General features: G+C 72.9%; 17 protein-coding genes and 1 pseudogene. 10 read left to right on the top strand and 8 right to left on the bottom strand.

Features of this window, described 5'->3' with window-relative positions:
- The 4 genes and pseudogenes from ACIPAE_RS13510 (at position 1) to ACIPAE_RS13495 (ending at position 5,329) form a co-directional block, all read left to right on the top strand.
- Positions 1 to 618: a 1-hydroxy-2-methyl-2-butenyl 4-diphosphate reductase gene (locus ACIPAE_RS13510; RefSeq protein ID WP_329363226.1), complete on the top strand. Its 618-nt coding sequence runs from the start codon at positions 1 to 3 to the stop codon at positions 616 to 618.
- Between the two features lie 5 nt (positions 619 to 623).
- Complete coding sequence (gene hpnH / locus ACIPAE_RS13505) at positions 624 to 1,652, top strand: adenosyl-hopene transferase HpnH (RefSeq protein WP_329363225.1); 1,029 nt, start codon at positions 624 to 626, stop codon at positions 1,650 to 1,652.
- Positions 1,653 to 1,781: 129 nt separating this feature from the next.
- Positions 1,782 to 3,677: pseudogene (dxs, locus tag ACIPAE_RS13500) on the top strand (1-deoxy-D-xylulose-5-phosphate synthase); the annotation flags it as partial.
- Between the two features lie 233 nt (positions 3,678 to 3,910).
- Positions 3,911 to 5,329: an aspartate aminotransferase family protein gene (locus ACIPAE_RS13495; RefSeq protein WP_329373744.1), complete on the top strand. Its 1,419-nt coding sequence runs from the start codon at positions 3,911 to 3,913 to the stop codon at positions 5,327 to 5,329.
- A gap of 117 nt (positions 5,330 to 5,446) precedes the next feature.
- Here the strand turns inward: ACIPAE_RS13495 and ACIPAE_RS13490 are convergent, their stop codons facing one another.
- Complete coding sequence (locus tag ACIPAE_RS13490) at positions 5,447 to 6,340, bottom strand: tyrosine-protein phosphatase (protein WP_329363223.1); 894 nt, start codon at positions 6,338 to 6,340, stop codon at positions 5,447 to 5,449.
- Positions 6,341 to 6,704: 364 nt separating this feature from the next.
- Between ACIPAE_RS13490 and ACIPAE_RS13485 the strand changes: the two genes are divergently transcribed.
- Entirely contained in the window at positions 6,705 to 7,508 is an 804-nt protein-coding gene (locus tag ACIPAE_RS13485; RefSeq protein ID WP_402445058.1) for an SGNH/GDSL hydrolase family protein, read from the top strand.
- Between the two features lie 124 nt (positions 7,509 to 7,632).
- Here ACIPAE_RS13485 and ACIPAE_RS13480 read toward each other — a convergent pair whose 3' ends face one another.
- Positions 7,633 to 8,091, bottom strand: coding sequence for an ATP-binding protein (locus ACIPAE_RS13480; RefSeq protein WP_402445031.1), 459 nt, complete (start codon positions 8,089 to 8,091; stop codon positions 7,633 to 7,635).
- 178 nt (positions 8,092 to 8,269) lie between these two features.
- On the opposite strand from ACIPAE_RS13480, the gene ACIPAE_RS13475 reads away from it, so the two are divergent.
- From ACIPAE_RS13475 to ACIPAE_RS13465, 3 genes are all read left to right on the top strand, one after another.
- Entirely contained in the window at positions 8,270 to 9,094 is an 825-nt protein-coding gene (locus tag ACIPAE_RS13475) for a helix-turn-helix transcriptional regulator (RefSeq protein ID WP_328474717.1), read from the top strand.
- A gap of 3 nt (positions 9,095 to 9,097) precedes the next feature.
- Positions 9,098 to 9,349: a DUF397 domain-containing protein gene (locus ACIPAE_RS13470; protein ID WP_328471334.1), complete on the top strand. Its 252-nt coding sequence runs from the start codon at positions 9,098 to 9,100 to the stop codon at positions 9,347 to 9,349.
- Positions 9,350 to 9,416: 67 nt separating this feature from the next.
- A complete protein-coding gene (locus tag ACIPAE_RS13465) occupies positions 9,417 to 10,211 on the top strand; it encodes an SAM-dependent methyltransferase (protein WP_402445030.1) in 795 nt (264 codons plus the stop codon).
- A 171-nt stretch (positions 10,212 to 10,382) separates the two neighbouring features.
- Here ACIPAE_RS13465 and ACIPAE_RS13460 read toward each other — a convergent pair whose 3' ends face one another.
- Entirely contained in the window at positions 10,383 to 11,411 is a 1,029-nt protein-coding gene (locus tag ACIPAE_RS13460) for a saccharopine dehydrogenase family protein (protein WP_402445028.1), read from the bottom strand.
- 113 nt (positions 11,412 to 11,524) lie between these two features.
- Between ACIPAE_RS13460 and ACIPAE_RS13455 the strand changes: the two genes are divergently transcribed.
- Positions 11,525 to 11,800, top strand: coding sequence for a DUF5302 domain-containing protein (locus ACIPAE_RS13455; protein WP_402445026.1), 276 nt, complete (start codon positions 11,525 to 11,527; stop codon positions 11,798 to 11,800).
- A gap of 249 nt (positions 11,801 to 12,049) precedes the next feature.
- Positions 12,050 to 14,056: a M3 family metallopeptidase gene (locus tag ACIPAE_RS13450; protein ID WP_329373738.1), complete on the top strand. Its 2,007-nt coding sequence runs from the start codon at positions 12,050 to 12,052 to the stop codon at positions 14,054 to 14,056.
- A gap of 159 nt (positions 14,057 to 14,215) precedes the next feature.
- Here the strand turns inward: ACIPAE_RS13450 and ACIPAE_RS13445 are convergent, their stop codons facing one another.
- From ACIPAE_RS13445 to ACIPAE_RS13425, 5 genes are all read right to left on the bottom strand, one after another.
- Complete coding sequence (locus ACIPAE_RS13445; RefSeq protein ID WP_329363213.1) at positions 14,216 to 15,388, bottom strand: MBL fold metallo-hydrolase; 1,173 nt, start codon at positions 15,386 to 15,388, stop codon at positions 14,216 to 14,218.
- Positions 15,389 to 15,484: 96 nt separating this feature from the next.
- Positions 15,485 to 16,324: a GNAT family N-acetyltransferase gene (locus ACIPAE_RS13440; protein ID WP_402445024.1), complete on the bottom strand. Its 840-nt coding sequence runs from the start codon at positions 16,322 to 16,324 to the stop codon at positions 15,485 to 15,487.
- A 196-nt stretch (positions 16,325 to 16,520) separates the two neighbouring features.
- Positions 16,521 to 17,030 (bottom strand): SRPBCC family protein, encoded by a 510-nt coding sequence (locus tag ACIPAE_RS13435; RefSeq protein ID WP_402445022.1) that lies wholly within the window; start codon positions 17,028 to 17,030, stop codon positions 16,521 to 16,523.
- Between the two features lie 88 nt (positions 17,031 to 17,118).
- Positions 17,119 to 17,745: a GNAT family N-acetyltransferase gene (locus ACIPAE_RS13430; RefSeq protein ID WP_329363206.1), complete on the bottom strand. Its 627-nt coding sequence runs from the start codon at positions 17,743 to 17,745 to the stop codon at positions 17,119 to 17,121.
- 110 nt (positions 17,746 to 17,855) lie between these two features.
- Positions 17,856 to 20,825 carry a glycoside hydrolase family 2 TIM barrel-domain containing protein gene (locus ACIPAE_RS13425; protein ID WP_402445020.1) on the bottom strand — a complete coding sequence of 990 codons (2,970 nt, stop codon included), beginning with the start codon at positions 20,823 to 20,825 and terminating at the stop codon, positions 17,856 to 17,858.
- Positions 20,826 to 20,892: the final 67 nt, after the last annotated feature.

The raw sequence follows: 20,892 nt of genomic DNA, 5'->3' as shown, positions 1-20,892 counted from the left end.
GTGGGCCGTCCCCGACCCCCGCTGACGGTGGTGTGCGCCCTGCCGATCGAGCGCTTCGCGCTGCGCAGGGGCACCGCCAGGAATACCGCGGAGTTCCCGGTCACCGTGCTGCGCACCGGCATGGGTCCGAAGAACGCGGAGCGGGTCGTCGCCCAGGCCCTGCAAGACCCGGCGATACACGGAGGTTCCGTCCTGACCACCGGCTTCTGCGCGGGGCTCGCCCCCGGCATGCGGCCGGGCGACGTCGTCGTCTCCGACGACGGGCACGAGAGCGCGACGCTGGCCGCCGCGCTCAAGGCCGTTCTCGCGGACCGGGGCCACACCGTGCACACCGGCACACTGGCGGAATCCGATCATGTCGTGCGGGGCGCCGAGCGCACCGCACTCGCGGCGACAGGTGCCATCGCCGTGGACATGGAGTCGGCCGCGATGCGCCGCGCCGCTCTCGCCGAGGGGGCGCACCGCATCGCGGCGGCCCGCGTCGTCGTCGACACGCCCGAGTTCGAACTCGTCCGTGTCGGAACGCTTCGCACCGGGATCATCGCATTCCGAGTGCTCAGAGATCTTGTTCCCGCCTTTCTCGATTGGCACCGCACTACCGCGCTCCCCTGGAGGTGAGCTAGATGGCCATGCCGCTCCGTCAGACCGTCCGCGTCGCGTCATACCTCTTCGAACAGAAAATGGTTAGGCGTCGCGAAAAGTTCCCGCTGATCGTCGAACTCGAACCGCTCTTCGCCTGCAACCTCAAATGCGAGGGCTGTGGCAAGATCCAACACCCGGCCGGGGTGCTGAAGCAGCGCATGCCGGTCGCCCAGGCGGTCGGGGCGGTGCTGGAGTCGGGTGCGCCGATGGTCTCCATCGCGGGTGGCGAGCCGCTCATGCACCCCCAGATCGACGAGATCGTCCGCCAGCTCGTCGCCCGTAAGAAATATGTATTCCTCTGCACCAACGCCCTGCTCATGCGCAAGAAGATGGACAAGTTCACACCGTCCCCTTACTTCGCGTTTACCGTTCACATTGACGGCCTGCGCGAGCGGCACGACGAATCGGTGGCCAAGGAAGGCACCTTCGACGAGGCTGTGGAGGCGATCAAGGAGGCCAAGCGGCGCGGCTTCCGGGTGACCACCAACTCCACCTTCTTCAACACGGACACCCCGCAGACGATCATCGAGGTGCTCAACTTCCTCAACGACGACCTCCAGGTCGACGAGATGATGCTCTCGCCCGCGTTCGCGTACGAGAAGGCGCCCGACCAGGACCACTTCCTCGGCGTCGAGCAGACCCGTGAGCTGTTCCGCAAGGCGTTCGGCGACGGCAACCGCAAGAAGTGGCGGCTCAACCACAGCCCGCTCTTCCTGGACTTCCTGGAGGGCAAGGCGGACTTCCCCTGCACCGCGTGGGCGATCCCCAACTACTCGCTCTTCGGCTGGCAGCGCCCCTGCTACCTGATGAGCGACGGCTACGTGGCCACGTACCAGAAGCTGATCGACGAGACCGACTGGGACAAGTACGGCCGCGGCAAGGACGAGCGCTGCGACAACTGCATGGCCCACTGCGGCTACGAGCCCACGGCCGTGCTGGCCACCATGGGCTCGCTGAAGGAGTCCATCCGCGCCGCCCGGGAGACCGTCGCGTCCAACCGCGCGAAGTGACCTCCTGGTGAAAGCGGGTACGAGCCACCGGCGACGGCATGGGCCGCGCCGGTGGCTCGTACCCGCACTGCCACCGGCCGGTCAGCGGCCGGCGATCCACCGCAATCCCGGCAGGAACGAGGTCCACACATGTCGATGCTGGAGAACATCAAAGGCCCGCGCGACCTGAAGGCACTGCCCGACGGCCGGCTGGACGAACTCGCCGCCGACATCCGCCACTTCCTCGTCGACGCGGTCGCCAGGACCGGCGGCCACCTCGGCCCCAACCTCGGCGTGGTGGAGCTGACGATCGCGCTGCACCGCGTCTTCGACTCACCCGCCGACCGCATCCTGTGGGACACCGGCCACCAGTCCTACGTGCACAAGCTGCTCACCGGCCGACAGGACTTCTCCAAGCTCCGCACCAAGGGCGGCCTGTCCGGCTACCCGTCCCGCGCGGAGTCCGAGCACGACGTGATCGAGAACAGCCACGCCTCCACCGTGCTCGGCTGGGCCGACGGCCTGGCGAAGGCCAACGAGCTGCGCGGCAGCGACGACCGCGTGGTCGCGGTCATCGGCGACGGCGCGCTCACCGGCGGCATGGCCTGGGAGGCGCTGAACAACATCGCCGCCGCCCGGGACCGCCCCCTGATCATCGTCGTCAACGACAACGAGCGCTCCTACGCCCCCACCATCGGCGGCCTGGCCAACCACCTCGCCACCCTGCGCACCACCGACGGCTACGAGCGCTTCCTGTCCTGGGGCAAGCAGCTCCTGCAGCAGACGCCGGTGATCGGCCAGCCGCTCTACGAGTCGCTGCACGGCGCGAAGAAGGGCTTCAAGGACGCTTTCGCGCCGCAGGGCATGTTCGAGGACCTGGGGCTGAAGTACCTCGGCCCGATCGACGGCCACGACATCGACGCGGTGGAGTCCGCGCTGCGCCGCGCCCGCCGCTTCCACGGCCCGGTCCTGGTGCACTGCCTCACCGAGAAGGGCCGCGGGTACGCCGCCGCCGAGCAGGACGAGGCGGACCACTTCCACACCGTCGGCGCCATGGACCCGCTCACCTGCCGGCCGCTGACCCCCTCCCCGGGCCCGTCGTGGACCTCGGTGTTCGGCGAGGAGCTGGTGGCCATCGGTGCCGAGCGGCCCGACGTGGTCGCCATCACCGCGGCCATGCTCCAGCCGGTGGGCCTGGCGAAGTTCGCCGCGGCCTACCCGCACCGCGTCTTCGACGTCGGGATCGCCGAGCAGCACGCCGCGACCTCGGCCGCGGGCCTGGCCACCGGCGGGCTGCACCCGGTCGTCGCGGTCTACGCGACCTTCCTCAACCGCGCCTTCGACCAGGTGCTGATGGACGTCGCGCTGCACAAGTGCGGCGTCACCTTCGTGCTGGACCGGGCCGGGGTGACCGGGGTGGACGGCGCCTCGCACAACGGCATGTGGGACATGTCGATCCTCCAGGTGGTGCCCGGGCTGCGGATCGCCGCGCCGCGCGACGCGGACCAATTGCGCGCGCAGTTGCGGGAGGCGGTCGCGGTGGACGACGCGCCCACCGTGGTGCGGTTCCCGAAGGAGACCGCGGGGGAGGAGGTGCCCGCGCTCGACCGGATCGGCGGCGTGGACATCCTGCACCGGCCGGCCGCGGGCCTGCGGCCCGACGTGCTGCTGGTCTCCGTCGGCGCGCTGGCCGGCACCTGCCTGTCGGTCGCCGAACTGCTCGCCGGGCGCGGCATCGGCGTCACCGTGGTCGATCCGCGCTGGGTCAAGCCGGTCGACCCCGCACTGGCCGAACTCGCCGCCGGGCACCGGATGGTGGCCGTCGTCGAGGACAACGGCCGTGCCGCGGGCGTCGGTTCGGCGATCGCCCAGGCGCTGCGCGACGCGTCCGTCGACGTGCCGCTGCGCGACTTCGGCATCCCCCCGCAGTTCCTCGCGCACGCCAAGCGGGGCGAGGTGCTGGCGGACATCGGGCTGACCCCGGCGGAGATCGCCGGGTCGGTGGGCGCGTCGTTCCTGCGGCTGGCCGCGCGCACCGGGCCGGGGGCGGTGGCGGAGAGCGGCACGGCGGCGTCAGCTTCGGCCGGCGCCGTACCCGGAACCGCGGCGGCCCGCGCCGTACCCGTGCGCGCGGCGGGAACCGCGGCCAAAGACGCGGGCAGGACTGTCCCCGGGCAGGCCGACCCGACCGGTTCCGACACCGCGAGACCGGCACATACTTCGGGTGGCAGCACCCCACGCACGCGAGGAGCAGGTGAACGATGACATCGTCCGACCCGATGCCGGACCCGGACAGCCCGGTCCCCGTCGCGCAGCCGAAGGGGTTCGACCTGGGCACCCTGCTCGCGGAGCGGGGCGGTGAGCGGTACGAACTGCACACCAAGCACCTGAACCACCAACTGCCGCGGATGCTGCGCACCATCGGCTTCGACAAGTACTACGAGCGGGCCGAGGGCGCGCACTTCTGGGACGCCGAGGGCAACGACTACCTGGACATGCTCGCCGGCTTCGGCGTGATGGGCGTCGGCCGCCACCACCCGGTGGTCCGCAAGGCGCTGCACGACGTGCTGGACGCGGGGCTGCCGGACCTGACCCGGTTCGACTGCCAGCCGCTGCCCGGGCTGCTCGCCGAGAAGCTGCTCGCCCACACCCCGCACCTGGACCGGGTGTTCTTCGGCAACAGCGGCACCGAGGCGGTGGAGACCGCGCTGAAGTTCGCCCGGTACGCCACCGGCAAGCCCCGGGTGCTGTACTGCAAGCACTCCTTCCACGGCCTGACCACCGGCTCGCTGTCGGTCAACGGCGAGGAGGGCTTCCAGGACGGCTTCGCGCCCCTGCTGCCCGACACCGAGGTCGAGGTCGGCGACCTCGACGCGCTGGCCCGCGAGCTCAAGCGCGGCGACGTGGCGGCGATGATCGTCGAGCCCATCCAGGGCCACGGCGTGCACATCCCCCCGGCCGGCTACCTGCGCTCCGCCCAGTCGCTGCTGCGCGCGCACAAGGCGCTGCTGATCTGCGACGAGGTGCAGACCGGCATCGGCCGCACCGGCCGCTTCTACGCCTACCAGCACGAGGAGGGCGTCGAGCCCGACCTGCTCACGGTGGCGAAGACGCTCTCCGGCGGTTACGTCCCGGTGGGCGCGACGCTCGGCAAGGACTGGATCTTCAAGAAGGTCTTCTCCTCGATGGACCGGGTGCTGGTGCACTCGGCCAGTTACGGCTCCAACGCGCAGGCCATGGTGGCCGGCCTGGCCACGCTGTCGGTGGTCGAGGACGAGCAACTGGTCGAGAACTCCCGGCGGATGGGCGACCTGCTGCGCACCCGGCTGGCCGCGCTCGTCGACGAGTACGAACTGCTCAAGGACGTCCGTGGCCGCGGGCTGATGGTCGCGGTCGAGTTCGGCCGGCCCAAGTCGCTGAAGCTGCGCAGCCGCTGGACGATGCTCCAGGCCGCGCGCAAGGGGCTGTTCGCCCAGATGGTGGTGGTGCCGCTGCTCCAGCGGCACCGCATCCTCACGCAGGTCTCCGGGGACCACATCGAGGTGATCAAGCTGATCCCGCCGCTCGTCGTCGACGAGGCGGACGTGGACCGCTTCGTGCAGGCGTTCACCGAGGTGATGGACGACGCGCACGGCGGGGGCGGGCTGATGTGGGACTTCGGCCGGACCCTGGTGAAGCAGGCGGTGGCCAACCGGTAGGCGGCTGCCCCGGCCCGGCGAGGTCACGACCCCGCGTCGTCACGACCCGCACCGCTTCTTCCACCCCGCGTCGCCCGGTGTCGGGCGCCGCGGGGTGGCGGTCTCGCGGGACGCCGGTCAGTCCGTGAGGAGGCGGTCCCGCAGGCGCGCGCGGGCCGCGGGGGCGAGGGCGAGGCCCTCTTCGAGATAGCGGTCGACGGAGCCCCAGTGCTGCTCGATGGTGTCGAACGCGGCCCGCAGGTATTCGATCCGGGCCTCGAAGAGCGGGTCCAGCAGCTCGCGGACGGCAGGGTCGATCGCGGTGCCGGTGCTTCCGTCGCCGCGGACCACCTTGTAGCGGCGGTGCCGGGCGTTGCTCTCCAGGTAGTCCGCCTCGATCGCGGACCGCTCCACGCCGAGCGCGAGCAGGATGATCGCCATGGAGGTGCCGGCCCGGTCCTTGCCGGCGGCGCAGTGCAGCAGCGCGGGCACGGCGGCGCGGTCCGACGGCCCGGCCGCCGCGGCCGCCGCGGTCGTCACCGGCTGCCGGCCGTCCTGCGCGTCGTCGGACGGCCCGGCGAGCAGGGCGAGCATCCGGCCGTGCTCGGAGGTGCGTTCGAGGATGAGCTTGCGGTAGGACGCCTCCATCCGCTCCGCGCCCCTGCCGTCGCCGAGCGCGGCGTGCAGCGCGTCGAGGTCGCCGTTGCGGACCGTCCGCCAGAAGTCCGCGTTCTGCGCGGGGTCGCTGAGCGGGATGTTGATGTTGCGGGTGCCGGGCAGCGTGACGTCGGGGCCTTCGAGCGCGATGTCGTCGCCGTTGCGGAAGTCGAAGACGGTGTGCAGCCCGAGCGAGGCGAGGAAGGCCGCGTCCTGCTCGTCGGCGTGCGCGAGGTGGCCGCTGCGGAAGAGCACCCCCGGCCGTACCCGCCGGCCGTCGGCGGTGGGCAGCCCGCCCACGTCGCGGAAGTTGCGCACCCCGGTCAGCTGGGGTTCCGGGCCGGTCGCGGCGGACTGCCGCACTTCCTGCGTCACCGATGCTCCTTTTCCTCGTCCTTGCCATGCCATGAACTGCGCCTGCCGCGGCCGCACCGCGCCACCGCCGACGATACGGCAGCGCGGGCGAAGGCGTACCGAGCGGTATGTGTCGGGCCGTATTCCGTCCGCGGGCGGTCTTCTCCGGGCCGGACGGGTGGGATGAATCACGTGCCGTCAATCCGTCCTTACGGTCGCGTAGGTCACAGGCCGAGGAGAAAAATGGTCCGACGTGGCTGACGATACGCGGACAGATGACAACGGAGAGACCGACGAAGGACGCCCGGCGCAGGGGACGCCGACCGGCACGGCGACCGGCTTGGCGACCGGCACTGCGACCGGACCGGGCGGCGGACCGGGCCGGGTGCTCGCGCCGGCCACGGCCGGCTTCGGGTCCTACGCGGCGGTGGGGGACAGCTTCACGGAGGGCGTCGGCGACCCCGGGCCCGGCGAGGCGTTCGTGGGGTGGGCCGACCGGCTGGCGAAGCTGCTCGCCGAGCGCCGGGCCGGCGCGACCCCGCCCGGCGACTTCCGCTACGCCAACCTCGCGGTGCGCGGCCGGCTGCTGGACCGGATCATCGACGAGCAGGTGCCCCGGGCCGTCACGCTCGCGCCCGACCTGGTCACCTTCTGCGCCGGCGGCAACGACATCCTGCGCCCGGGCAGCGACCCGGACGCGCTCGCCGAGCGGTTCGAGGGCGCGGTCGCGCAGTTGCGCGCGGTGGTCGGCACGGTGATGGTCTGCACCGGCTTCGACACCCGCGGGGTGCCGGTGCTCGGCCTGCTGCGCGGCAAGATCGCGACGTACAACGCCCATGTCCGCGCGGTCGCCGACCGCTACGGCTGCCCGGTGCTGGACCTGTGGTCGCTGGCGGCCATCCACGACCGGCGGGCCTGGAGCGACGACCGGCTGCACCTGTCGTCCGCCGGCCATGTCCGGGTGGCGCTGCGGGCCGCCCAGGTGCTCGGCCTGGAGCCGCCGACCGACCCCGACCTGCCCTGGCCGCCCGAGCCGCGCCGGCTGCCCGCGCAGGTCCGCCGGGACAACATCCACTGGGCCCGCGAGCACCTGGTGCCGTGGATCGGCCGCCGGCTGCGCGGCGCGTCCTCAGGCGACGGTGTGCTGCCCAAGCGGCCGGAGCTGCTCCCGCTGGAACCGCGCCGCTAGGAACCGGCGGGGGAGTCCGCGGTCAGTAACCGCGCGGCGGGGAGCCGCGCCGTCAGGGCTCGGCGGCCGGCCGGTGAACGTCGGTACGCCGGCCGAAACGCCGGCCGGTACGTCGCCCGGTACGTCAATGGGGCGCGCGGTGTGCGGCCAGTTCGGCCCACACCACACGCCCCATGCCATCCGCTGCGGGATCGGAACCCCAGGCTGCCGCCAGCACGCTCACCAGCAGCAGTCCTCGCCCGCCCTCTTCGTCGGCAGTGGCCGCACACGGCATCGGGTCCCCCTCGCCGCGCCCCTGATCGGTCACTTCGAGTCGCACTGCCGAGCCGACGTCATGCAGTGCGCACGTGATCTTCTCGCTGTCGGTGTGCCGGACCGCGTTGGTGAACAGTTCGGTCACCACCAGTCCCGCGTCGTCCCTCAGCTCGGCGTCCGCGCCCCACTCCCGGAGGCGGGCCCGTATCCGTGCGCGGGCGGCCGCCACGGACGCGCTCAGCGCGGGCAGCCGGAAGACGTCCTGCTGCCCGGGGGCGCGGACGTCTGCCCGGCATTCGGGCCGGAGAGCGTGAGTTGAAAGGACCACCCCGTAACTATGGGGCCCGCGCTGGACACATGGCAAGGTCCGAACTGTAAATTACAGAATCGACAGAACATGCTGTTCCTGGCGCTGACGTCATGACACACTGCATGTCAGTCAAGGGAGTTGGAGGATGAGGCACGTGATGGACCCCCGGCCGGGTGGTGCCCCGACGGTCCTGCGCATGGTGCTCGGAAAACGCCTCCAGGACCTCCGCGAGAAGGCCGGTCTCAGTTTCGAGCAGGCCGGCCGTGCCCTTGATGTGACCCACGCCACGATCCGGCGGATGGAAAAGGCCGAAGTCGGGCTGAAGATCCCGTATGTCGAGAAGCTGCTCACCACCTACGGCGTCACCACCCCCGACGAGATCGGCGGCTTCCTCGCGCTGTGCCGCGAAGCCAACCGGCCGGGCTGGTGGCACAACTTCCGCGACGTGCTGCCCGAGTGGTTCAGCGCCTTCGTCAGCCTCGAAGGCGAGGCGTCGGTCATCCGCGCCTACGAGCCGCACTACGTCCCCGGACTGCTCCAGGTCCCCAGCTACGCCCAGGCCGTGCTGCGCGCCGGGCTGCCGAACGCCACCCCCGAGGAGATCGACCGGCTGGTCACGCTGCGGGTCGAGCGGCAGGCGCTGCTCAGCCGCGACGAGGCACCGCTGCTGTGGGTCGTGATGGACGAGACGGTGCTGCGCCGGCCGATCGGCGGCCGCGGCGTGATGCGCGAGCAACTGGGCGCCCTGATCGACGCCGCCGACCTGCCCAACGTGCGGCTGCAGGTGATCCCGTTCGCCGCGGGGCCGCACCCGGCCATGTACGGGCCGTTCCACATCTTCCGGTTCCAGCTCAAGGAGATCCCGGACATCGCCTACACGGAGAGTCTGGTGGGCGGCGCCTACTTCGACGACCGCGACGACGTGTCCACCTTCCTCGAAGCCCTCGACCGGATGTGCGCGCAGGCAGCGCCGGCACAGAGCACCAAAGCCATCCTCGATGGCATGCGCAAGGAGATCTGAACCATGGATCGCGTCACCAACGACACCATCTACAACGGAATGCCCGCCACGGAACTCGGCGCCGACGGCTGGCGAAAGCCGTGGAGCGGCGGCAACGGCGGCTCCTGCGTGGAGGCGAAGAGACTCAACGACGGCCGGGTGGCGCTGCGCCAGTCCACCGACCCCGAGGGCCCCGCGCTCATCTACACCAACCACGAGATCACCACGTTCATCCTGGGCGCCAAGTCCGGCGACGCGGACTTCCTGCTCGGATGACCGGGCCCTGCCGCCGGCCCGGCCGGCCCCGACCCCTCGACCAGGCAACGACCAAGCGGAGGACCGCGTGACCGAGCAGGGCTTTCCCGCCGGCGAGATCGACACCAGCCGCCCGCATCCGGCTCGGATGTACGACTACTACCTCGGTGGCAAGGACAACTACGAGGTGGACCGGGAAGCCGCCGACCGCATCGTCGACGCGGCCCCCGAGGTGGTCGTGGGAGCCCGCGCGAACCGGGACTTCCTCCAGCGGGCGGTGAGCTTCCTCGCGGAGCGCGGGGTGCGCCAGTTCATCGACATCGGCACCGGGATACCCACCTCGCCGAACACCCACGAGATCGCCCACTCCGTCGCCCCCGACGCGCGGATCGCCTACATCGACAACGATCCGATCGTCGCCACCCACGCCGGCGCCCGCCTGCTCGGCACCGGCAACACCGGCTTCTTCCTCGCCGACATGCGCGACCCGCAGACGATCCTGGGGCACCCCACCATCAGCGAGCTGATCGACTTCGACCAGCCCGTCGCGCTGATGCTGGTGTCGGTCCTGCACTTCGTCACCGACGAGGAGGACCCGCGCGGCATGGTGACCACGCTGGGCGAGGCGCTGCCGGACGGCAGCTACCTGGTGCTCTCGCACGCCACCGCGGACTTCCACGCCGAGAAGGCCGGCGAGGTGACGGCGGTGTACAAGAACGCCACCGCCGTGCTCACCCCGCGCAGCCACGCCGGAGTGCTGGAGTTCTTCGACGGGTACGACCTCGTCGAGCCCGGCCTGGTCCAGGTGAACCACTGGCAGCAGGAGGTGCCCGAGGACGAGCCGCCGGTCGGCGTCTACGGGGCCGTCGCCCGCAAGCGGTGAGTGACCGCGGCTGAGTACCGCCGCTCTCGAACAGGGGCCCTGCCGGGGCGCCCGGCCGGTGTCAGGGGAAGGACGCGCCCGGGACGCCATCCGGCGGGGCCCCACACCTGTCCGCACATCTGCGCGCGGGCCCGCCCGCCCGCCGGTCCGCGTGCGCCATGTCCACCCGCGTCAGTGCGGCGTCTCGATCGAGACGGTCACGTCGTCCAGCGACGCGGCGAAGTTCGCGCCCAGCGCGCGGGACGGCGTCTGGAAGCCCGCGGCCAGATCGGGCAGCCGCTGCACGATCCGCAGCACCGCGTCGCTCGTGATCCGGTACGGGTTCGGGCCGGTCAGCGTGGCGGTCGCCTTGTTGCCCGCCGCGTCGGTGGCCTGCCCCCACACCTCGCTGCGGGTGCCGGCCAGCCGCCGCTCGCCCGGCCCCCGCACCACCAGCCCCACCGCACCCGAGACCGCGCGGCGCAGCGGCCCGAGCCGCACCGCACGGGAGGCGGCCACCACGGCCTGCGGCATCGCGGTGTACGTGGTGATGTCGGGGATGCCGGTCGAGTGGTAGGCGGTGCTCACATCGCCCCACGGGATCGACACCACCGTGCGGGCGCCCGAGGGGAAGGCGGCGCGCACCTGGCGGGAGCCCAGCGGCACCGAACGGATCTCGCCACCGCTGCGGATACGGCCGCCGTCGGGCGCGCCCTCCACCAGGGTGCGGGCGGTGCCGGGGCTGGGGCCGCCGCCGAGCAGGAACGCCAGGTCGAGCTGGGTGGCGTCCGGCAGCCTGGCCGCGAGCAGCGCCGCCACGCAGTCGGTCGGCACCACGTCGAAGCCGGCGCCCGGCAGCAGGGTGATCCCGGCCGCCTCCGCGCGGGTGCCGAGCGCGCGCAGCGACTCGAACACGTCGATCTCGCCGGTGATGTCCAGGTAGGGCGTCCGCGTCTCCACGCACGCGTGCGCCATCGGCAGCGCGGTACGGGTGAACGGCCCCGCGCAGTGCGCCACCGCCGTCACGTCCTTCAGCCCGCGGCGGATGGCGGTCGGCTCGGAAAGGTCGAACACCCGGTGCTCCAGACCGAGTTCGGCGGCGAACGGGACCAGCTTGGCGGCGTTGCGACCGGCCAGCACGGGGCGCTGGCCCTGCGCGACGGCACGGCGGGCGATCAGGCGACCGGTGTACCCGGTGGCCCCGTACAACAGCCAGGTCATGGAGTGCGATCCTTCCGCGGCGGTGCTACGAGAGCTGACCGGAACCGTACACGCGCGGTCCGTCAGGCCGCTATTCAGTAGGCGGGGGGCGGCCGACGTGCGAGGCTTGGGTCATGACCGACGCAAAGCAGGCGGCCGACGCGGCCGCCGACAGCAGTTCGCTGGATGCGGAAGCGGCCGCACCGGCCGATTCCGCGGAACCGGAAGGGGAGAACCCGGCCGCACTCGCCGAGGACGACGTGAAGCGCAAGTTCCGTGAGGCGCTGGCACGCAAGCAGGGCGGGCGCGGCGGAGGCGGCACCGCGGGGACCGGACCGGACCAGTCCAAGGTCCACGGCGCCCACGGCCGCGCGGGCGGAGCACGCGAGTTCCGCCGCAAGTCGGGGTGACCTGACCCTCCGGGGTGCCCCCGTCCGCCGGTTGAGGGACCACCCGCCGGCGGGGGGTCCTCGCGCGGTTCCCCGCGCCCCTTGAGGGTTGCCCTCCTTCCGCGGAAGCAGCCGCACATACTCAGGGGCGCGGGGAACTCCCGCCAGGGGATACCCCAGCGCGCGGCAGGCCACCGGACTGGTGGCCGGAACGCGACCGAAACCGAGACGGCGGGGGCCCAGGCGGCTGTATAGGGTCGAACGGTGACCATGAACCCGCTGCTGAGCCCGAGCCCGCTGCCCTACGGCCTGCCCGCCTTCGCCGGGTTGGACGACGCCCACTACCTCCCGGCGTTCAAGCGGGCCATCGCGGAGCACACCGCCGAGGTCGAACGGATCGCGGCGGACCCCGAACCCCCCACCTTCGCCAACACGCTGGAGGCGATGGAGCGTTCGGGCGAACTGCTCGCACGGGTGGGCGCGGTCTACAGCAACCAGGCGTCCGCACACGTCACCGACGGCCTGCGGGAGATCGAGTCCGAGGTCAGCGCGATGACGTCCGCGCACCGCGACGAGGTGTACCTGAACGCGCAGCTCTACGCGCGGATCAAGGCGCTGTACGAGACACGCGACTCCCTCGGCCTGGACCCGGAGTCGCTGCGGCTGCTGGAGCGGTACCGTATCGCCTTCGTACGTGCCGGGGCGGAGCTGTCGCAGGAGGGCCGGGAGCGGCTGCGCGCGCTGAACGCGCGGATCGCGGCCGCGAGCACCGAGTTCGGCCAGAACGTGCTGGCCGCCAGCAAGGACGGCGCCCTGGTGCTGGACGACCCCGCGCAGCTGTCCGGCCTGTCGCCGGACGCGGTCGCGGCCGCCGCGGCGAACGCCCGCGAGCTGGGCCACGACGGCAAGTGGGTGCTGAGCCTGCGGAACTTCACCAACCAGCTCGAACTCGCCGTTCTCGACGACCGCGAGGTCCGGCGCCGCCTCCTGGCCGCCGCCATGGACCGCGCGCAGGACACCAACGGCCCGCTCGCGGTCACCCTGGCCACCCTGCGCGCCGAGCGGGCCGCGCTGCTGGGCTACGACAGCCACGCCGCGTACACCGTCGCCGATACCACCGCCGGCAGCACCGAGGCCGTGACCGCCCTGCTGGAGCGCCTGGTGCCGCCCGCCGTGGCCAACGCGCGCCGTGAGGCCGACGCGCTCGCCGAGACCGCCGGCGGACCGATCGAGGCGTGGGACTGGGCGTACTGGTCGGAGAAGGTCCGCAAGGAGCGCCACTCCATCGACCAGGCGGCGCTGCGCCCGTACCTCGAACTGGAGTCGGTGCTGCGCGACGGCGTCTTCCACGCCGCCCACGAGGTCTACGGGATCACCGTCACCGAGCGGCCCGACCTGGTCGGCTACCACCCCGACGTCCGGACCTTCGAGGTCTTCGACGCCGACGGCAGCGGGCTCGGGCTGTTCCTGATCGACTTCTTCGCCCGGCCGACGAAGCGCGGCGGCGCCTGGATGAACGCGCTGGTCCCGCAGTCCCGGCTGCTCGGCCGGCAGCCGGTGATCGTCAACAACCACAACATCGCCAAGCCCGCGCCCGGCGAGCCCGCGCTGCTGACGTTCAGCCAGGTCGACACGCTCTTCCACGAGTTCGGGCACGCCCTGCACGGGCTCTTCTCCGACGTGCGGTACCCCTACTTCTCCGGAACCGCGGTGCCGCGCGACTTCGTGGAGTACCCGTCGCAGGTCAACGAGATGTGGTCGACCTGGCCCGAGGTGCTGGCCCGGTACGCGCGCCACCACGAGACCGGCGAGCCGATGCCCGACGGCATGGTGGCGCGGATGCTGGAGGCCGCACGGTTCGGCGAGGGCTTCGCGACCGTCGAGTACCTCGCGGCGGCGCTGCTGGACTGGGCGTGGCACTCGCTGCCGGCCGGCAGCGACCCGGGCGACCCGCTGGAGTTCGAGGCGCGCGCCCTGGCGGCGGCCGGGATCGACCTGCCGGCGATCCCGCCGCGCTACCGCACCACCTACTTCACGCACATCTTCGGCAGCGACTACAGCGCCGGCTACTACTCCTACATCTGGAGCGAGGTGCTGGACGCCGACACCGTCGACTGGTTCGAGACCCACGGCGGCATGCGGCGCGCCAACGGGGAGATCTTCCGCCGCGAGTTGCTCGCGAAGGGAGGGAGCAAGGACCCGATGGCGGCGTTCGCCGTGGTGCGCGGCCGCGCACCACGGGTCGAGCCGCTCCTCTCCCGCCGCGGCCTGCGGTAGCCGGCGCCCGGGCTGGCCGGCGCCCACGGCGGGCGGGGCGGTGGGGCCGCGCCTGGGCCGTGTGGTGGAAGTGGCGCCGTCCGCCCGAGGGGCGGGGCCCGTGGCGTCCGGTGCTCCCCCGCAGCCTTCGGCGGGGGAGGGACTTCCAAAAAATACGGCCTACGCGTCCGCGACCTGGTCCCGCTGGGCCGGGGCGGGGGGCGGCCACGGGGTCCAGCCGGTCTCGGGGGTGACGGCGACCTCGCGCCACCAGGGGAAGGCGGCCGGGGCGGTGACGGGTTCGAAGGGCTGCCCGACGAGCGGGGTGACGGCCTGCACGCCGGAGCGGTGGGCGGCGTCGAGGGTGCCCTCGCCGGGGTCGGACCAGGCGTGCGGGGCGAGGTTGAAGGTCCCCCAGTGGATGGGCAGCATCACGCCGTGCGAGGTGCCGCCGGACAGGTCGAGGTGGGTGCGGACGCCCTCGGCGGGAGTCATGTGGATGTCCGGCCAGAACTCGCTGTACGCGCCGATCTGGATCATGGTGGCGTCGAACGGGCCGTGCAGCTGGGCGATGTCGGCGAAACCGGGGAAGTAGCCGGTGTCGCCGCTGTGGTAGATCCGGTGGATGTCGTCGGTGACGACCCAGGAGGCCCAAAGGGTCTGCTGCCGGCCGCGCAGGCCGCGCCCGCAGAAGTGCCGCGCCGGGGTGGCGGTCAGGGTCAGCCCGGCCACCTGGGTGGACTCGTGCCAGTCCAACTCGCGCAGCCGGTCCGCCGGCACCCCCCAGTGCTCCAGGTGCGAGCCGACGCCCAGCGGCACCACGAAGACCGCGCCGCCGCGGATCAGCGCGATGATCGTCGGCATGTCGAGGTGGTCGTAGTGGTCGTGGGAGATCACCACGGCGTCGATACCGGTCAGCGACTCGACCGGCACGGGGGTGGGGTGCACCCGCTTGGGCCCGGCGAACGCGAACGGCGAGCACCGCTCGCCCCACACCGGGTCGAAGAGCACCCGCCGGCCGCCGATCTCGGCGAGCACCGAGGAGTGGCCCATCCACGTCAGCCGCAGGCCCGAGGCCGGCGGCTTGGCGAGGTCGGCGAGCGTGGTGGGGTGCAGCGGGACCGGCCGGGCCGGCTTGCGGGCCAGCCGCGCGTCCTTGCGGAGGTTGGCCGGCAGCGCCTTCAGCATGCCGCCGCTGGGGGTGGTGCGGGCGCCGACCGGGTTCACGAAGGCCCCGTCGGCGTAGTGGGGTGAGGCGAGGATGCGCTCCAGCCGCGCGCCCGCGGGGTCCGCGCCGAAGGGTGCGGGCCGCAGCTTCACGAGATGGGACGGCTGTCGGCGGGCGCCGGTCACGGCTCCTCCTGGCGATCGTCGGGCGGCGGGGTATCCGCCGCTTCCATTATGCGGGGCGGTCGCGGAACCGCTCCGGTGAACGCGATGAGCTCTCGATCACCCGAAGGCGACCACCAGTTGGTCCCGAACCGGAACGTAGCCCAGCCGCCGGTAGACGTGGTTGCTCACCGGGTTGGCCAGGTCGGTGAAGAGCACGACGTCACGCGCCCCGGTGTCCAGCGCGGCCCGCGACACCGCCGCGGTGACGGCTCCCGCGTAGCCGCGCCCGCGCAGCGCGGCCGGGGTGTAGACGGCGACCACCCGGACCGCGCCGTCCTCCGGCGACGTCATGCCCGCCATCGCGACGGGCTCGCCGTCCACCTCCCACAGGACGCGGCCGCCGAACCGGAGGGCGTCGGCCACGACCCGCTCCGCACCCGGCATGGGCTCGCCGATGTCCCGGGCGAACTCCTGGTGCCAGCGCAGCAGCAGGCCGAGGTCCCGCTCCCCGGCGACCCGGGCCCGGCCGGGCGGCGCGGGGCTGCGCGGGGTCAGGGCGCCGAGCCGGTGCAGCCGCTGCTCGCGCACCACCCGTGGCGCCGCGCCGGTCCGCTCCCGCCACGCCTCACCGAACGCCCGGACCGCGTCCGCGTCCCCGCGCGCCCCGTCCAGCGGGCCCTCCCACCCGGCGGCCAGCTCGCGGGAGGACTGCCGGGTGCCGGGCGCGAGCAGCGGCGGATACGGCGGGGTGCGCAGGAACGCGGCCTGCACCGCCCCCTCGTCGCCGGTCCGCCACCAGCCGAACACCGGCGGCTGCGCTCCGTACGCGTCGGGGCCCCGCCGGCGCAGCGTCCCGCAGACCGTCCGCAGCACGTTGGTCTCCAGCGGGTGCCGGTCCAGGAAACCGCCGGCCGCGGCGGTGAACTCCGCCACCGACGGCGTGAACGTCCATCCCATCGCCCCATCCTGTCCCCACCGGCCGGATTTACGCACCGGGAATTCCGCGCGATGACCGGGCAGGCTGCCGGCGTACGGCTCGCCGACTCAGGTGCCGCGTCCGCGGCCAGGCACGGGCCCCCGGGGGCCGCGTCCGCGTTGCCCCGGCCTACGCTCCGGCCTCCTCGTCCGCCAACTCCTGCCCGTCCGCCGTCTCCTACCCGTCCGCCATCTCCTGCTCGTCCACTGCCTCGGCGAGCCGCTCCAGCGTCCGCTCCATGCCGCTCACCCAGACCTGCCCGCCCTGCATCCCGTCCCGCTCGTCAGCAGGGGCGCGGGAGCAGTCGTACGCCTCGGTGACCAGGGTGGACCCGGGGCCGGCGGGGGACAGGGTGTAGATCCAGCGATGGCCCCAGCGGCTGCCCGGCAGGCCGTGTCCGGGGTGGCCGCGGCCCGCCTCGGGCTCCCAGGCGATACGCCGGTCCTGTTCGTACTCGACGACGTGGTTGTTCATCTCGTAGTGGCCGTGCTCCGAGTAGTACATGCGCATCACGAAGACGTCGCCGACGCGGGAGACGGGCGTCTCGGTGACCGCGCCGCGCAGCATGCCGGAGCCGTCGAGGTCGGTGTGCCGGGTGGGGTTGGCCAGGACCCGGAAGACGGCCGCCGGCGGGGCGGGAACCACCCGCGACACCGTCACGGGTTCGTACGGGGACTCGTCGGTCATGGGGTGCACCTCCTGCCGCCGAGCGTAGGGGCGGGCACTGACAATCGGCCGTGGCCGCGCCCGGCGGCGTGGAGGCGTGCCGGAGGCGTTACGACGTGGCGCGGCCGAGGTACGTCAGCGGCCCCGCGTCCGGGACCGGGATCTCGTGGAAGCCGAGCCTGTCGTAGAACGCGCGGGCGGAGGTGTTGGTGCTGAGCATGCCGAGGTGCACCGCCGGGACCCCCTTCGCCGCGAGCGCGGCCAGGTACGCGGTCATCAGGGCGCGGCCGTGCCCGGACCGCTGCGCCCGGGGGAGCAGGTCGATGTGCAGGTGGGCGGGGTAGGAGGCGAGCGCGGGCACCACCATCCGCTCGGGGAGGTGCAGCAGCACGGCCATCGACTCGGCGGGCGTGCCGGGTTCGCCGGCCGGCGCGGGCCAGCGGCCGGCCACGGACGGCAGCCACTCCGCGCGGAACCGCTCGACGAACCGCGCGGTGTCGCCGGTGCCGACGATGTAGCCGACCGCCTGCCCGCTGCCGTCGTCCACCACGAAGGTGAGGTCGGGTTCGAGCACGGCGTACGGCGCCGCGAAGATCGCGCCGACCAGGTCGCGGTCGGGCTCGGCGTAGGACGCGGAGGCGTCCTGACCCGCGTCGGCGGTGCGCAGGCAGATGTCGTACAGCGCGGCCAGGTCGGCGGGGCGGTACGGGCGGACGAAGGGGGTGGTGCCGGTCACGGGTGCTCCGGATCGTCGATGTCGGGGTGAGTGTCGGGGTAGGTGGCGGGGTCGGGGTCGGGCTTGATGGCGGGGCCGGTGGCCCGGTCGGGGAGAGGGCGGCCGGCCGGTCAGAAGGGGGGCCGCGGGCCGGCCGGGTGGCCGGCCCGCAGCGTGCCGAAGGTGAAGGAGAACGCGGCCGGGGCGGCGGCCAGCCGGAACTCCGGCAGCGCCTCGGGCCCGCAGGCGCCGCTGCCCACCCCGTGCAGCCCGTGGTCCAGGTGCACCCAGATCAGGTCGCCGCGCTTCAGCTCGTTCGTGTGCTCGGCCGCCGCCAGCTCCTCGGTGCTCCACGGCCGGGCGGTGAACCAGAACGGTGGCGCACCGGTCACCCGCAGCCCCGAGCCGTCGGCCCGGCGCAGCTCCGCCCACCGCACGTCGGCGCGGGCGCCGTTCTCCTGCGGCCGCACGTAAGGCGTCTGGAGGCCGTCGACGGTCGAGCGGTGCCGGCCCAGCCGGGACGCCTCGCGGGTGTCGGGGTACGCCTCGCCGGGCCCACCGCCGTACCACTCGACGGTGTCGAGCGTGGGGCACAGCCCGAGCCGTATGCCGAGCCGGGGCAGTGGCAGCGTCCAGGGGCCCTCCGGGGTGACCTCGATGTCCAGGGCGAGCCGGTCGCCGGCCGCCGTCCAGCGGTAGACGGTGCGCAGCCCCAGGTCCGAGGCGGCCGGCCCGACCCGGGTGGTGACGGTCAACGCGTCCTGGCCGGGGGCCACTTCGTCGATCCGGTGCCGCATCCGGTCCAACCCGGCTTCCCGCCAACGGCGTTCGAGCTGTCCTTCCGGATACCAGTCCGCCCCGCGGTCGTTGTCGATCGGCGCCCGCCACACGTCCAGCCGGGGGCCGTCCACCACCGCGCCGTCCAGGTAGCGCAGGGTGCCGTCGGCCGCGTCGAACATGCCGGGGCCGAGCATGATCAGCCCGCCCTCGACCCGCCGCGGGGCGTGCGGTGCGCCGGGCAACGGGCCGGCCGGCACGGCCGGTCGGGCCACCTCGAACTGGGCCCACGCCACTTCGTGGCCGGACGGCGCCCACGCGGTGTCCTCGGCGAGCACCGCCCGCACCGTCCAGCACGCCTCGCCGTCCGCCGCGGTCCGCGGCGCGCGCGGCAGCGCCACCTCGGCGCTCGCCCCCGGCGCCAGCGCGGGCACCTCAAGCCGTCCCTCGGCGGCGAGTTCGCCCTCCACCTCGTACGCCCAGTGGAAGGCCAGTCCCGAAACGTCCGCGAAGTCATGGCGGTTGGTGACGGTCAGCAGGCCGCGCGCCAGATCCGCGGCGAAGCCGACCGGCTGGACCACCTTCTTGTACTCGACCAGCCCGGGGGAGGGCGTGCGGTCGGGGAAGACCAGCCCGTCGCAGACGAAGTTGCCGTCGTGCAACTCCTCGCCGAAGTCCCCGCCGTAGGCGAAGTACGCGCCGCCGTCCGCGGTCCTGCGGCGCAGCCCGTGGTCGATCCACTCCCACACGAAGCCGCCCTGGCAGCGTTCGTACGTCTCGAAGATCCGCTGGTACTCGCTGAGTCCGCCCGGGCCGTTGCCCATCGCGTGGGCGTACTCGCACAGGATGAACGGCATCGCGCGCCGGCGCCGGTCCGACTCGGCGTCCAGGAGCGGGGGTTCGGCGCGGCGGCCGATCGTCTCGCTCTCCTCGTGGTTGGCGTACATCCGGGAGTAGACGTCGACGTCCGCGCAGGACTGGTCGCCCTCGTAGTGGATCGGGCGGGCCGGGTCGCGCCGCCTGATCCAGTCGGCCATCGCGGACAGCCCGCGCCCGGTGCCGCATTCGTTGCCCAGCGACCACATCACCACCGCGGGGTGGTTCTTGTCGCGCTCGACCATCCGGGCGGCCCGGTCCAGCAGGGCCGGGGTCCACCGCTCGTCGTCCACCGGGTTGCGGCGCCAGTCGACCTCGGAGAAGCCGTGCGTCTCCAGGTCGCACTCGTCGACCACCCACATCCCCAACTCGTCGCACAGGTCGAGGAACGCCGGGTGCGGTGGATAGTGGCTGGTGCGGACCGCGTTGACGTTGTGCCGCTTCATCAGCAGCAGGTCCCGGCGCATCGTCTCCAGGTCCACCGCCCGGCCGTGGTCCGGGTCGAACTCGTGCCGGTTCACCCCGCGGAACAGCACGCGCCGCCCGTTCACCTTCAGCACGCCGTCCTCGACGCGGACCGTGCGGAAGCCGATCCGCAGCGGCACCCGTTCACCCTCGGTGGCCAACTCCGCGTCGTACAGCCGCGGTACCTCCGCCGACCACGGCTCCACCGGTACCACCGCGGTCTCGCCGGTCGCGATGTCCAGGCCCAACTCCGGTACGGTCACGGTCCCCTGGGGATCGCAGTCGACCCGCAGCGAGCCGTTGCCGGTCAGGTGGTCGTAGTCGCAGTGCACGAAGAAGTCCGTGACGGCGCCCTCGGGACGTTCGATCAGCGTGACATCGCGGAAGATGCCCGGCAGCCACCACATGTCCTGGTCCTCCAGGTAGCTGCCCGAGGACCACTGGTGCACCCGCACCGCCAGCACGTTCCCGCGCGGCCGCAGCACCTCGCCGACCTCGAACTCCACCGGCAGCCGGCTGCCCTTGAAGGTGCCCAGCTCCTCGCCGTTGAGCCAGACCCGGGCGCAGGAGTCCACCCCGTCGAAGCGCAGCACCGCCGCACCGCCCGGCCAGTCGCCCGGCAGGTCGAAGCCGCGCAGGTGGTCCCCGGTGGGGTTCTCGGTGGGCACCCGCGGCGGGTCGATCGGAAAGGGGTAGCGGACGTCGGTGTACGCGGGCCGGCCGTAGTCGTGGTCCTGGCCGTGGCCCTGGAGCGGCCAGTGCGAGGGCACCGGCAGCACGTCCCAGCGCGAGGCGTCGAAGCCGGGGCGGGCGAACGATTCGTCCGACCCGTCCGCCGTCGCCGACAGCCGGAACCGCCATGCCCCGCCCAGGTTCACCCGGCGCGCGTCGGACACCCCCGTCCACGCCCGCGGCGGGAGCGCTCCCGTTCCCGGCCCCATGTCCTCGTAATACGGAAGCGGCCCGGACGGCGCCTCGTGCATGGTGCGGCTCCTCATGGTCCCGTCGAACGAATGTACCTGCCTGCGACGACGATTCTTCGCCAGCGGG

Origin of the sequence: Streptomyces sp. NPDC087270 (genome assembly GCF_044744625.1) — a bacterium.
GTDB lineage: Bacteria > Actinomycetota > Actinomycetes > Streptomycetales > Streptomycetaceae > Actinacidiphila.
Note: the sequence above shows the minus strand (reverse complement) of the source record. Positions and strands in the feature narration are given on the sequence as shown.